The following is a 14,511-nucleotide window of genomic DNA, read 5'->3' as shown; positions in this document are numbered from 1 at the left end:
ACACCTCATCCGCACCTATAACCAACCAGGAGCTATCCGTGTCCAGAACCATGACTGAAACCGTCGCGCCGTCGCATTTCCCGCTCGCCGCGCTGTTGTGGCCGCATCGTGCCGATGGATCGTCGGGCCTGTTGCGCAGCGTGATCCTGGTCGCGCTGGGAACGGCGCTGCTGACCTTGTCGGCGAAGGTCAATCTGCCGTTGCCCTATGTGCCGATGACGCTGCAAACGCTGGTCGTGCTGGTGATCGGCGCAGCCTATGGCTGGCGGCTCGGCAGCGTTACACTCATGGCCTATCTCGCGGAGGGGGCGATCGGATTTCCGGTATTCGCAGGCCCGGTCGGCGGCCTCGCGCCGCTCGTCGGTCCGACAGCCGGATATCTCTTCGGATTCGTGGCAGCAGCCTTGGTGACGGGATGGTTGAGCGAACGCGGCTGGGATCGATCCGTGCTCCGGCTGTTCGTGGCGATGGCGTTCGGACACGTTCTCATTCTTGCCGCCGGATTTGGTTGGCTTGCGTTCGGCATGAAGCTCGGCGTCGAAAAGGCGTGGCTGGTCGGCATTGTGCCATTCATCGCGGCATCGCTGATCAAGAACGCGCTCGGCGCTGCTCTCGTGCCGGCGATCCGGCGGATTTTCGATCCGCGCGGTTAAGCCATCGCGTCAGACAACAAAAACCGCCCGGTTTTCGCCGGGCGGTTTTTCTTTTTTGTTCGATTCCTTACTCGCCGCTGCCGAAGCGCCGTGACCACCAGCCTGCCTTGCGTGGCGCGGCTTCGCCCGATGAGGCGGGCGCAGGTTCGGCTGGAGCGGGCGCGGGATGCGCGATCGACTCTGGCGCGTTCTGGCTGACGGCGGGCGCCGGCTCAGTCGGAGCGCTGGTTAAGAAGCTGACTTTCTCGCGCACGGTCGAGCGCCGCCGCGCCGCGGCGCGCTCGGCCTCTTGCCCGGTTTCCTCAGCGGTTGGTGCCGGCGCACTCGCAACCGGCTCAGGCTGGGCATCGGCAGCAGGCTGCATCTCCGCCGGCGGTGAGACCGGTTCGGGCTGAGCGTCGTCCTGCACCAGTGACGGCGCGGACTCGGACGCGCCGCCGTCGAAATCGGCAACCGCGCTGGTCGCCTCCGGAGCTGGGGGCGGCCCGAGTTCGTCTGCGATCGACCCGGCAAGACCGTCTTCCAGTCCGGTACCGCGCCGGCGGCGTCCGCCGCGACGGCCGCGGCGGCGCGGGCGCCGCTCGCCACTGGCAAGTTGATCGCCACGGACCGTGCCGGCCTGTTCGTCGCCTTCGTCCTCGTCGGCTTCGCCATCCTCGGCGATCGCGCCTTCGATGGTCTCGCTTGCGACGCGCATCGCGTCACCGTCCTCGCGCGGGGCACCACCTTCACGCGGCTCGCCACGGCCGCGCCGGCGCCGGCGCCGCTTGCGGCGGTGACCGTCTCCTTCGCCTTCGGCCACCGCTGCCTCGGCGCCATCGTCGGTCAGCCCCTCGGTCTCCTCGGTTTCGATCTCGGATTCGGTCTCGATGTCGAACGCCTCGTCGTCATCATAGGCTTCCTCGACCTGCGGCGGGAAGGCGGCAGCCTGCGCTGCCAGCAACGCCTTGGCGGCTTCCAGCGTGTGGACCTGCTCGCCGCGGTCGATGACGTATGATTGCTGGCCGCTCACGGTGGCGTCGGCTACGACGGCGAGCGTGACCTTGAAGGCGTTTTCGAGATCGCGCAGGTGGCCGCGCTTGTGGTTGAGCACATAGAGTGCCACGTCGGTGCGGGTGCGCACCACCAGATTGTGGGTCGCGCCCTTCATCAGGATTTCCTCGATGCCGCGCAGCAATTGCAGCGCGACCGAGGAGACCGAGCGCACATGGCCGCTGCCGCCGCATTGCGGGCAGGGCTCGGTCGAGCTTTCCAGCACGCTGGCACGGATGCGCTGGCGCGACATTTCCAGAAGACCGAAATGCGAGATGCGTCCGACCTGGATGCGCGCGCGATCCTGCCGCAGGCAGTCGGAGAGCTTGCGCTCGACCGCGCGGTTGTTGCGCTTCTCGTCCATGTCGATGAAGTCGATGACGATCAGGCCGGCGAGATCGCGCAGACGCAACTGCCGGGCGACTTCCTCGGCCGCCTCGAGATTGGTCTTGAGCGCGGTGTCCTCGATGTGATGTTCGCGGGTCGAGCGGCCGGAGTTGACGTCGATCGAAACCAGCGCCTCGGTCTGGTTGATGACGATGTAGCCGCCGGAGCGTAGCTGCACGGTCGGCGAGAACATCGCGTCCAATTGGCTCTCGACACCCATCCGTGAGAACAGCGGCTGGCCATCGCGATACTGCTTCACCGCCCGCACGTTCGAGGGCATCAGCATCTTCATGAAGTCGCGCGCTTCCTGGTATCCGGACTCGCCGGCGACCTGGATCTCGTCGATTTCCTTGTTGTAGAGGTCGCGCAGGGAGCGCTTGATCAGCGAGCCTTCCTCGTAGACGAGGGTAGGGGCCTGCGACTTCAGCGTCATGTCGCGCACGGTCTCCCACATCCGGATCAGATATTCGAAGTCGCGCTTGATCTCGGGCTTGGTCCGCGAGGCGCCGGCGGTGCGCAGGATGATCCCCATGCCCTCGGGCACGTCGAGGTCCTGCACCACTTCCTTCAGCCGCGAACGGTCCTGGGCAGAGGTGATCTTGCGGCTGATGCCGCCGCCGCGGGCGGTGTTGGGCATCAGGACGGCATAGCGGCCGGCCAGCGAGAGGTAGGTCGTCAACGCCGCGCCCTTGTTGCCGCGCTCTTCCTTGACGACCTGAACCAGCATCACCTGGCGGCGCTTGATGACTTCCTGAATCTTGTACTGGCGGCGTGGCCGGAACGGGCGCTCCGGAACTTCCTCCAGCACGTCGTCGCCGCCGACGGATTCGACGACGTCCTCTTCGGCGTCCTCGCCATCGTCCTCATCGTCATGGCCGTCGTCGGCTTCCAGAGCCGCGGCGGGTTCATCGGGAGGGGGAGTATAATCACCGACATGCTCGACGTGCGGCACGTCGTCGGCATGGGCGGCGTTTTCCTGCGCGCGCTCCTCGTCATGACGGTCGTCATGGCCGTCCTCGGCCTGCACCTCGGCAGCTTCGACCGAAGCAGGGGCAGGCGCATCGGATTGCACCTCCGCGACCGGAGCTTCGCTCGCGGCGCGAGCCTGTTCGGGCTCATAGTGTGCGGGGCGGTCGGCGTCAGGCGCCCGCTCGTCACCATGCGCCTCACGGTCGTGCGCATCACGATCGTGAGGAGCCGCTTCGGCGTGATGTTCGGCGTCATGTGCCGGCGCATCGCCGGCCTGCACGGCCTCAGGCTCGTGCAGATGTTCTTGAAAATCTTGATCTTGAAAATTTTCCTGGCGCTCATAGGGCTGGGCGGCCTGCGAGGGATCCTCGCTGCTACCCTCGACCACGTCGCTCTGGACGCGGTCGCCATGGCCGCGGCGGCGCGCATTGCGGTGGCGCGAGCGGCGGCGATGGCTGGAGCGGCTCTCGCTCTCTTCCTCGGCCTCGCGATGGGCGCGCTCGTCGGCCTCGATCAGCGCCTGACGGTCGGCGACCGGGATCTGGTAGTAATCCGGGTGAATTTCGCTGAACGCCAGGAAGCCATGGCGGTTACCGCCATATTCGATGAATGCCGCCTGCAGCGACGGTTCTACGCGCGTGACCTTGGCGAGATAGATATTGCCGCGGAGCTGCTTGCGTTGGGCGGTCTCGAAATCAAATTCTTCGACGCGGTTGCCGCGAACCACAACGACCCGGGTCTCTTCCGGGTGGGTGGCGTCGATCAACATCTTGTTGGGCATTTTGGAACTCTTGACGGGGGCGGGCGCGGTGCATGGCGCGCGCAAATTGCGCGGCCCGGTGACGCGACGGTCCACCTGATTCGGGGGTGAGGGGAAGGCCAAAACGCACTTCTTGGCGCCGCGCCGAACGGGGGGCCACCAGCGCGATGCGACGCGCGAAGCTTCCGCCTCGCGTCGGCGCGATCGTTCCGTGGATCTTGGTCGGCAACACAGTCTGGCGCATCAAGCGTCGGCCCGTCTGAACATGTTGGCGGAAAGGGATACCGCCGTATTTATCGCTGAAGGCCCGGTTCGGCGCCTAGACGCCCGCCGGCCATCGCATATCGGACCGTTAGGGTCCGGATAATCAGTTTTGCCGTGTCTTAAACCGCCCCTGGAAAAAGGACCTGGGACCGGACGCCGCTCGGGCTCGAAACCGCCTCTCCGTGTCAGCCGCGCGCGGCGCTGGCTGTGGAGGGATCGGGAAAGACGCAGGTTCCTCCGGGCTTCGGAGGTTCCGGCGCTGCACCGGGAGGCTGAACGCGACACAACCGGGAGTATTAGCCGTCAGCACCTCGTACATACGTGGATCGGGGGCTGGGTGCAAGGGAAGCTCAAGGGAACCCGCCGCCCGGCGTCGCTGCATGGCAACACATGCTGTTTTTTCGGTGGTTAAACGTTAAGGTTCGATTAACCCTGCGGTTCTAATGCGGTAAGGGAAGGCTCCTCCGGAGGCACCGAATCGTTGGCGAGCCGCGCAAATCACCTTGTTTTGCTGGGATGTGGGCTATTGTGCACCGCAGCATTGCTGTGCACCCAGATGATTGGCTCGTGCGCGGCCCAGGGAGGAGCTTCTCAACCACCGGCTTCTGTCGCCGCCGTTCCCGGCCCGGCGGCCGTATCGAATTTCCCGATCGCGTCTGATGCCCGGCTGGCCGGCGATGCCAGGCAGACCCGTTTCATCCTCGATCTGGACAAGCCGGTGCAGTTTCGCGCCTTCGCGCTGGCGGACCCCTATCGCGTGGTCGTCGATTTTCCCCAGATCAGCTTCAGTCTTCCCGCCGGGATCGGCGCCGGAGGACGGGGGCTGGTCAAGGCGTTCCGTTATGGTCTCGTCATGCCGGGCGGATCACGGATCGTGTTCGACCTGACGGGGCCGGCCAAGATCGCCAAATCCTACATACTGGAAGCGGCCAACGGCCAACCGCCGCGGCTGGTGATCGAATTCGAACAGATGGATCGCACCGCCTTCGTCCAGTCACTGCCGCCGGAAAGCCGTCCCGAACTGCGGCCCGCAATCGCCGAGGCCAACGCCACCGCCCAACCGGATTCGTCAATCGCCCAGCCGCCGCAAACGCCCGACAAGCGTCCGGTGGTCGTGATCGATCCCGGTCATGGCGGTGTCGACAACGGTACCCAGGCCGGCGGCGGCGATATCATGGAAAAGAACTTGGTGCTGACCTTCGGCCTGGCGCTGCGCGACCGGATCGAGAAATCGGGCAAGTATCGCGTCGTCATGACCCGGACGGACGACACTTTCATACCACTTGGCGACCGCGTGAAGGTCGCGCGCAACGAGGCGGCGGCACTGTTGGTCTCGATCCATGCCGACGCTTTGCCGCGCGGCGAGGGCGACGCCCATGGCGCCACCATTTACACGCTTTCGGATAAGGCCACCGACTCCGAGGCCGAGCGGCTGGCCGATATCGAAAACAAGTCGGACGCGATTGGTGGGGTAAGCCTCGTCGACGAGCCAACCGAAGTCGCCGACATCCTGATCGACTTGGTACAGCGGGAGACCAAAACCTTTTCAAACCGGTTTGCACGGACGCTGATGAGTGAAATGAAGAATACCGTGCGGATGCACAAGCATCCGTTGAAATCGGCCGGTTTCCGGGTTCTGAAGGCCCCGGACGTGCCGTCGGTGCTGGTCGAGCTCGGCTATGTCTCGAACAAGGGCGACCTCGAGCTCCTGGTGTCGGAAAACTGGCGGAACAAGACGGTCGGCGCGATGGCGCAGGCAATTGATGCGTTTCTGGCCAAACGGCTGGCAACTGCCGGACCGGCCAAGTGAAAAGCCCGGTACGCATGGCGTAAGGGTGGATTGAAAAGGGGGCCGTCCGATGGACCAAGCCCTAGTTTGGCCACAGCGGCAACGGTATAGAAAACAGACTGCTGGTCTTTGGAATCGGTCAATATTGTCCGCCGGACCTTTTTATTGTTCGACCGCGTAGCGGCAACCCGTCCGGCGGGATTGCCGTGTCTGGATAGGCGCCGCAGATGACGGCGCACAGGGTTGGAACGGAACTTCGATAATGCGCTTGCTGGTCCGGTTTTTGGGTTTCCTGTTTGCGGCCGGCACCGTGGTGTTCCTGGTCGGCGTGGCTGGCGTCGCGGGCGCGATCTGGCATTTCTCCAAGGACCTGCCCGACTATTCGCAGCTTCAGGATTACGAGCCGCCAGTGATGACGCGCGTGCATGCGTCTGACGGTGCGCTGCTCGGCGAATATTCCAAGGAGCGCCGGCTCTATCTGCCGATTCAGGCGGTGCCAAAACTCGTCATCAACGCGTTCCTCGCGGCCGAGGACAAGAATTTTTACGAGCATGGCGGCATCGACTTCACTGGCATGGCGCGCGCGGCCGTGCTCTATGCGCAGAATTTCGGCTCCAACAAGCGTCCGCAGGGTGCGTCGACGATCACCCAGCAGGTCGCAAAAAACTTCCTCCTGACCAACGAGGTCTCCTTCACCCGCAAGATCAAGGAAGCCTTGCTGGCGATGCGCATCGAGCGGGCCTACTCCAAGGACCGTATCCTCGAGCTCTATCTCAATGAGATCTATCTCGGTCTCGGCGCCTACGGCATCGCGGCGGCGTCGCTGGTCTATTTCGACAAATCGGTGAACGAGCTCACCGTCGCGGAAGCCTCCTATCTGGCGGCGCTGCCGAAGGCGCCCGCGGCGCTGCACCCGGTGCGTAACCGCGATCGCGCGGTGGAGCGGCGCAATTACGTGATCGATCGCCTCGTGGAAAACGGCTGGATCAAACAGGCCGACGCCGAAAAGTCCCGCAAGGAACAGCTCAACGTCACCAGCCGCGGCAACGGCGCGCATATCTTCGCCGGCGAATATTTCGCCGAGGAAGTCCGGCGCGACATCTTCGAGCGTTACGGCGAAAAGAAACTCTATGAAGGCGGCCTCTCGGTTCGCGCCACGCTCGATCCCAAGATGCAGGTGATGGCGCGCAAGACCATGGTCGCCGGTCTCGTCAGATATGACGAAGCCAGCGGCTGGCGCGGCGCGCCCTCCAAACTCGACATTTCCGGCGACTGGGGCGTGAAACTCGCCGACGTCAAATCGCTCTCTGATATCTCGCCCTGGCGTATGGCCGTGGTGCTGGAGACATCCGACCAGTCGGCGCGGATCGGTTTCCAACCGGGCCGCGAACTCGGTGGCGCCGTCAGCAAGCAGCGGCAGACCGGCATCATTACGCTCGATGGCGTGCGCTGGGCCAAGGCGGCCTCGGGACCTAGCAAGGGCAGGACGCCGAGTTCGGTAGCGCAGGTGCTGTCGCCGGGCGACGTGATCTATGCCGACCCGCTGTTCGATAAGGAGGGCAAGCCGGTCGAGGGCCAATACCGGCTGCGCCAGTTGCCGGAAGTGTCCGGCGCGTTGGTCGCCATGGATCCGTGGACCGGCCGCGTGCTGGCGATGGTGGGCGGCTTCTCGTTCGACCAGAGCCAGTTCAACCGCGCGACGCAAGCCTATCGACAGCCGGGTTCGTCGTTCAAGCCGCTGGTCTACTCGGCGGCAATGGACAACGGCTATACGCCGTCGACCGTCGTGGTCGACGCGCCCATTGAAATCGACCAGGGGCAGGGCGCCGGAGTGTGGCGTCCGGAGAACTATTCGTCCGGCAAATACGGCGGTCCGACGACGCTGCGCAACGCGCTCCGGCAATCGCTGAATACGGTGACGGTGCGGCTCGCGCAGGACATCGGCATGCCCTTGATCGGCGAATATTCGCGGCGTTTCGGCGTCTATGACGAATTGCCGAATTACCTGTCCTATGCGCTCGGCGCGGGTGAAACCACGGTCATGCGCATGGTCACGGCCTATTCCATGTTCGCCAATGGCGGCCGCCGTGTGAAGCCGACCCTGATCGACCGTATCCAGGACCGCTACGGCCGCACCATCTTCAAGCATGACGCCCGCGAATGCCGCGGCTGCGACGCGCCCAGCGGCTGGAAGAACCAGGCCGAGCCGCAACTGGTGGATCGCCGCGAGCAGGTGCTGGATCCTATGACGGCCTACCAGATCACCTCGATGATGGAATATGTGGTGCAGGCCGGTACCGCGACGGTGGTCAAGGAAGTCGGCAAGCCCATTGCCGGTAAGACCGGCACCACCAACGATGAAAAAGACGCGTGGTTCATCGGCTTTTCGCCGGACCTCGTGGTCGGCATCTATGTCGGCTTCGACAAGCCGCGCAATCTCGGCCGCGGCATGACCGGTGGTCATCTCGCCGCGCCGATCGCCAAGGATTTCCTCAAGCTAGCGCTCGCCGACAAGCCGGCGGTCCCGTTCAAGGTGCCCGCGGGCATCAAGCTGGTTCGGGTCGACGCCAAGAGCGGCATGCGCGTCGGTCCGGGCGAGGGCGGCCGCACCATCCTCGAAGCGTTCAAGCCGGGCACCGCGCCGCCGGACAATTACTCGGTTATCGGCGTTGCCGACATGGACGGCCGGGTGCCGCAGGGATACCCGCAAGGCTACCAGCCTGATAATGCGGGCAACATCATGCGGCCCGGGACCGGCGGACTTTATTGATCCGGGCGAATCGTCGGCAATCTCAAGATGTATCCTTGGACATTGCGTGATACACGCGTCTGGACCCGGGCAGGTCCCGATGGTTGGTATCGCGGCAGAGCGAGATGCCCGAGGTCGAGATAGGCGTCCGAGGGTAGCGCAAAGCCTTCGCACGAGGGCAAACGCTGCTGTTGCGGCGCAAGGGTTGGAATGGAATTTCGGTAATGCGTTTGCTGGTGCGGTTTGTGGGTTTTCTGTTTACCGCCGGCACCGTGGTGTTTCTGGTCGGTGTCGCAGGCGTTGCAGGTGCAATCTGGCATTTCTCCAGGGACTTGCCCGACTATTCGCAGCTTCAGGATTACGAGCCGCCGGTGATGACGCGCATCCATGCATCGGACGGCGCGCTGCTCGGCGAATACGCCAAGGAACGGCGTCTCTATTTGCCGATCCAGGCGATGCCTAAACTCGTCACCAACGCCTTCCTTGCGGCCGAGGACAAGAATTTTTACGAGCATGGCGGCATGGACTTCACCGGCATGGCGCGCGCGGCCGTGGCGTATGTGCAGAATTTCGGCTCCAACAAGCGTCCGCAGGGTGCGTCGACGATCACCCAGCAGGTCGCGAAGAACTTCCTCCTGACCAACGAGGTCTCCTTCACCCGCAAGATCAAGGAAGCCTTGCTGGCGATGCGCATCGAGCGGGCGTATTCGAAGGATCGCATCCTCGAGCTCTATCTCAACGAAATCTATCTCGGCCTCGGCGCCTACGGCATCGCGGCGGCGTCGCTGGTCTACTTCGACAAATCGGTGAACGAGCTGACGGTGGCGGAAGCGGCGTATCTTGCAGCGCTTCCGAAGGCACCGGGCACGTTGCACCCGGTGCGCAACCGCGACCGGTCGATCGAGCGGCGCAATTACGTGATCGATCGCCTCTTGGAAAACGGCTGGATCAAGCAAGCCGACGCCGACAAGGCCCGCAAGGAACCGCTGGTCGTGGCCAGCCGGTCCAACGCCGCGCATACTTTTGCCGGCGAATATTTTGCCGAGGAAGTCCGGCGCGACATCTTCGAGCGCTACGGCGAAAAGAAACTCTATGAAGGCGGCCTGTCGGTCCGCGCCACGCTCGATCCGAAGCTGCAGGTGATGGCGCGCAAAGCGATGGCCGCCGGTCTCGTGAATTTCGACGAGGCCCAGGGTTGGCGCGGACCTGTGAGCAAGCTCGACATTTCCGGCGACTGGGGCGTGAAGCTCGCCGACGTCAAATCGCTCTCTGACATCTCGCCCTGGCGGATGGCCGTGGTGCTGGAGACGTCCGATCAGTCGGCGCGGATCGGTTTCCAGCCCGGCCGCGAACTGGGCGGCGCCATCTCCAAGGACCGGCAAACCGGCCTCGTCACGCTGGACGGCATCAGATGGGCGAGAGCGGCCTCCAGTTCGGCGCGCAGCAAGACGCAAGCCTCGGTCTCGCAAATTTTGTCGCCGGGCGACGTGATCTATGCCGATCCGCTGTTCGACAAGGAGGGCAAGCCAGTCGAAGGCCAGTATCGCCTGCGGCAATTGCCTGAAGTGTCCGGCGCCATGGTCGCGATGGATCCGTGGACCGGGCGCGTGCTCGCGATGGTGGGGGGCTTCTCGTTCGACCAAAGCCAGTTCAATCGCGCGACGCAGGCCTATCGGCAGCCGGGATCGACGTTCAAGCCGCTGGTCTATTCGGCGGCGATGGACAATGGGTATACGCCATCGACCATCATGGTCGACGGGCCGATCGAGATCGATCAGGGGCCGGGGGTCGGCGTCTGGCGTCCCGAGAATTTTTCGGTTGGCAGCTACCGGGGTCCCATTACCCTCCGTGAAGCCCTCAAATGGTCGGTTAACACCGTGACGGTGCGGCTGGCACAGGACGTCGGCATGCCCTTGATCGGTGAATATGCCAAACGCTTCGGCGTCTATGATGAGTTGCCGAGCTACCTTTCCTATTCGCTCGGCGCCGGTGAAACCACAGTGATGCGGATGGTCACGGCCTATTCGATGCTCGCCAATGGCGGCCGTCGCGTGAAGCCGACCTTGATTGACCGCATCCAGGACCGTTATGGCCGCACCATCTTCAAGCATGACGCGCGCGAGTGCCGCGGCTGCGATGCGCCCGGCGGCTGGAAAAACCAACCCGAGCCGCAATTGGTGGATCGCCGCGAGTTGGTGCTCGATCCGATGACGGCCTACCAGATCACCTCGATGATGGAAGGGGTGGTGCAGGGCGGCACAGCATCGGTGCTGCGGCAGGTGGGCAAGCCGATCGCCGGTAAAACCGGCACCACCTCTGACGGAAAAGACGTCTGGTTCATCGGCTTTTCGCCCGATCTCGTCGTCGGTCTCTATCTTGGCTATGACAAGCCCCGCAGTCTGGGCAGAGCCGCGCAAGGCGGCCATACCGCCGCGCCGATCGTCAAAGATTTCATGAAGCTCGCGCTCGCGGACAAGCCGGCGACCCCGTTCAAAGTGCCGCCCGGCATCAGGCTGGTGCGCGTCGACGCCAAGAGCGGGATGCGCCCCAATCCGGGCGAGGGCGGCCGCACCATCCTGGAAGCGTTCAAGCCGGGCACTGCGCCGCCGGACAATTACGCCGTCGTCGGCGTGGTCGACGACGGAGGAATGCCGATGCAGCCGGGAATCCCGCCTGATGCCAATGTCATGCGCCCAGGCGGGCTGTATTAGCCCGCCGGCATCAAACAAAACCCGAGTTCACTGGCCTGAGCCGATTGCGCTTTGCGGCGTACGCCGCTACATCCGGCCCGTTGAACATCTATCCAATAGCGGGTTCCATCCGCAGACAGAAGAGACCATGCGCGCCGAAGTCGAACGCCTTGTTGAAGAGATCAAGCAGTCAGTCGGGCTGCTGAGGAGGCATCTTTGACGTCGAGAAATCGACGGCACGGCTGGCCGAGCTGAACAAGCTCGCCGAAGACCCCAACCTCTGGAACGATCCCCAGAAAGCCCAGAAGCTAATGCAGGAGCGCACCTCGCTGGTGGATGCGCTCGAGGGCATCGGCAAGGTCGAGCGCGAGCTCGACGACAACGTCGAAATGATCGCGCTCGGCGAGGCCGAGAACGATGAAGGCGTGGTCGTCGAGGCCGAGAACGCGCTAAAAGCCCTGAAGAAAGAGGTCGCCCGCCGCGAGTTGGAAGCGCTGCTGTCCGGCGAGGCGGACAAGTTCGATTCCTATCTGGAAGTGCATGCCGGCGCCGGCGGCACCGAAAGCCAGGACTGGGCCGCGATGCTCTTGCGCATGTACACGCGCTGGGCCGAAAACCACGGCTTCAAGATCGAATATCTGGAAGAAACGCTTGGCGAAGAGGCCGGCCTGAAATCCGCCACCATCCAGATCAGCGGGCACAATGCCTATGGCTGGCTGAAGACCGAAGCGGGCGTGCATCGCCTGGTGCGGATATCGCCGTTCGATTCCAACGCGCGCCGGCACACCTCGTTTTCTTCCGTCGCGATCTTTCCGGTCGTCGACGACAGCATCAAGATCGACATTAAAGAATCCGACGTACGCACCGACACCATGCGCTCGGGCGGCGCCGGCGGCCAGCACGTCAACAAGACCGAATCCGCGGTGCGCCTGACGCATATTCCGACCGGCGTCGCGGTGGTCTGCCAGGCCGGCCGCTCGCAGCACAAGAACCGCGCCCAGGCGTGGGACATGCTGCGCGCGCGGCTCTACGAAATCGAGCTGAAGAGGCGCGAGGAGCAAGCCGCCGCCGATCAGGCCGCCAAGACCGATATCGGCTGGGGCCATCAAATCCGCTCCTACGTCCTGCAGCCCTACCAGATGGTGAAGGACCTGCGCACCGGCGTGCAGACCTCGGATACGTCGGGCGTGCTCGACGGCGACCTCGACGAGTTCATGGCGGCAACCCTGGCGCAGCGCGCGTTCGGCACCACGCCCGGCCAGGTCGAGGACGTGGACTAATCCATGACCAACGTCGCCTTCATCGGGCTCGGCCGCATGGGCCACGGCATGGCCGGCCGCTATCTCGATGCAGGTTTTGCGGTTGCAGTGTGGAATCGCAGCAGGGCCAAGGCGGAGGACCTGATCGCGCGCGGCGCGCGCTGGGCTGCGTCGCCGGCGGAGGCCGCCGATGGCGCTGACGCTGTCGTGACCATGGTCGCCGACGACGAGGCGTCGCGGTTCGTCTGGCTCGGCGAGAATGGCGCTGCAGCGAAGATGAAGGCGGGAAGCCTCGCCATCGAATGTTCGACCGTATCGCACCAGCACGCGCTCGACATGGCGCGCGAACTGCGCAGGCGCGGCCTGATCTATATCGATTGTCCGGTCACCGGTCTGCCGCAGGCAGCGGCTGCCGGGAAGCTGACGCTGCTCGTCGGCGCGGATGCCGCTGATCTCGATCGGGCAAAACCCTATCTCGCGCCGATCGGCGACGTGATCCGGCATTTCGGCCCCGTCGGTACCGGCACGGTCTTCAAGCTGATCAACAATCTGATGGGCGCGGTGCAGATCGCGAGCCTCGCCGAAGGCATCGCGATGGCCGAGCAGGCCGGCCTCGATATGAACCTGGTAGCGGAAGCGATGGCGACCGGCGCGGTGGCAAGCCCGCAGGTGATCCGGCACTCGAAGCGCATGGTGGCGCGCGATTTTTCCGGCGCGTCGTTCACCTCGGCACTCCGCTACAAGGACGCGGCTTACGCGGTGAGGCTGGCCGAGAGCCTGCTCGCCGACGCACCGCTACTCGGGCGTGCCGCAGTCGACGCCTACGCCCGCGCAAAAGCCGAGATGCCCGACGATGATGAGGGCAGGATGATCGAGATCGTGTCGCGGCCGACATAGCGGCTGCACAATCGTATTCGGGAATCGGGTGGCAAAGTCCAGCGCGACTTAATAGACCCGCCTGTCTTCCCGATTTGAACCGCCATGACCACCAACGACACCTCGATCGACGCGCGCGACTGGTCGCTGCTCGGCCTGCTCTCGATCCTCTGGGGCGGGTCGTTCTTCTTCAACGGTGTGGTGCTACGCGAGCTGCCGCCGTTCACGCTCGTGCTGTTGCGCGTGCTGCTGGCCGCCATGATCCTGTTGCCGGTGCTTTGCGCGCAGCGACTGCCGTTTCCGAAGGGGTGGATAGGTTGGAGGCCGTTCTTTCTCGTCGCCTTGTTCAACAATGTGTTGCCGTTCTCGCTGATCGTCACCGGACAGACCTACATCCCGAGCGGGCTGGCTTCGATCCTCAATGCCACCACGCCGCTGTTCACGGTGGCGGTGATGGCGGCGGCAGGCGAGGAGAAACTCATCGTCAGGCGTGTAGCCGGCGTGATCGTCGGCCTTGTCGGCGTCGTGATCCTTCGCGGCAGCGGATTAGGCTTTGCCAGCGGGCAGGAGCTCGGCGTCCTGCTTTGTCTCGCGGCGGCGCTGAGCTACGGCATCTCCGCGCTGATAGCGCGGCGCGTGCTATCGGATTCGCCGCCGCTTGCCACCGCCACGTTTCAATTGATGGCATCGAGCCTGATGATGATTGTCGTCGCCGGCATTTTCGAGCGTCCCTGGCAATTGCCAATGCCCGATACGGTGACATGGTTCGCGGTGATTGGCCTCGCCGGCTTGTCGACGGCGCTGGCCTATATCGTATTTTTTCAGATCCTGCGGCGCTCCGGCGCTACCAACGTCATGCTGGTGACGCTGCTTGTGCCTGTCACAGCCATCCTGCTCGGCTCGCTCGTGCTCGGCGAGCAGATTTCGTCGCGTGAAATCGCGGGCGCACTGGTGATCGGCAGCGCGCTGCTGTTGATCGACGGCCGCGTGCTGAAGTTTCTCGAACGTTAGTTCGCTCGCGCAGGCGACGCGAGCCGGCTTGACATTTGCCTATAGAGCAATAGGATTTGCCTCATAAGCAAA

8 protein-coding genes are annotated in these 14,511 nt (G+C 64.1%); 7 read left to right on the top strand and 1 reads right to left on the bottom strand.

Features of this window, described 5'->3' with window-relative positions:
• Positions 1–50: 50 nt before the first annotated feature.
• Positions 51–653 (top strand): biotin transporter BioY, encoded by a 603-nt coding sequence (locus LMTR3_RS09965; protein WP_502686630.1) that lies wholly within the window; start codon positions 51–53, stop codon positions 651–653.
• A gap of 67 nt (positions 654–720) precedes the next feature.
• On the opposite strand, the gene LMTR3_RS09960 is transcribed toward LMTR3_RS09965, so the two are convergent.
• A complete protein-coding gene (locus tag LMTR3_RS09960) occupies positions 721–3,822 on the bottom strand; it encodes an Rne/Rng family ribonuclease (protein WP_065745569.1) in 3,102 nt (1,033 codons plus the stop codon).
• A gap of 724 nt (positions 3,823–4,546) precedes the next feature.
• On the opposite strand from LMTR3_RS09960, the gene LMTR3_RS09955 reads away from it, so the two are divergent.
• From LMTR3_RS09955 to LMTR3_RS09930, 6 genes are all read left to right on the top strand, one after another.
• Positions 4,547–5,875 carry an N-acetylmuramoyl-L-alanine amidase gene (locus LMTR3_RS09955; protein ID WP_065744895.1) on the top strand — a complete coding sequence of 443 codons (1,329 nt, stop codon included), beginning with the start codon at positions 4,547–4,549 and terminating at the stop codon, positions 5,873–5,875.
• 241 nt (positions 5,876–6,116) lie between these two features.
• Positions 6,117–8,624 (top strand): penicillin-binding protein 1A, encoded by a 2,508-nt coding sequence (locus LMTR3_RS09950; protein ID WP_065744894.1) that lies wholly within the window; start codon positions 6,117–6,119, stop codon positions 8,622–8,624.
• A 203-nt stretch (positions 8,625–8,827) separates the two neighbouring features.
• Positions 8,828–11,314 (top strand): penicillin-binding protein 1A, encoded by a 2,487-nt coding sequence (locus tag LMTR3_RS09945; RefSeq protein WP_065744893.1) that lies wholly within the window; start codon positions 8,828–8,830, stop codon positions 11,312–11,314.
• Positions 11,315–11,441: 127 nt separating this feature from the next.
• Positions 11,442–12,573, top strand: a protein-coding gene (prfB, locus tag LMTR3_RS09940) for a peptide chain release factor 2 (protein ID WP_141686541.1) whose coding sequence is annotated in 2 segments (ribosomal slippage) — positions 11,442–11,510 and positions 11,512–12,573 — 1,131 coding nt in all. Because the reading frame shifts where the segments join, the coding sequence is not laid out codon by codon here.
• A 3-nt stretch (positions 12,574–12,576) separates the two neighbouring features.
• Positions 12,577–13,449 (top strand): NAD(P)-dependent oxidoreductase, encoded by an 873-nt coding sequence (locus LMTR3_RS09935; RefSeq protein ID WP_065744891.1) that lies wholly within the window; start codon positions 12,577–12,579, stop codon positions 13,447–13,449.
• 84 nt (positions 13,450–13,533) lie between these two features.
• Complete coding sequence (locus tag LMTR3_RS09930; RefSeq protein WP_065744890.1) at positions 13,534–14,439, top strand: DMT family transporter; 906 nt, start codon at positions 13,534–13,536, stop codon at positions 14,437–14,439.
• Positions 14,440–14,511: the final 72 nt, after the last annotated feature.

This window comes from Bradyrhizobium sp. LMTR 3, from assembly GCF_001693485.1.
GTDB lineage: Bacteria > Pseudomonadota > Alphaproteobacteria > Rhizobiales > Xanthobacteraceae > Bradyrhizobium.
This window is presented reverse-complemented; position numbering and strand designations above follow the sequence as displayed.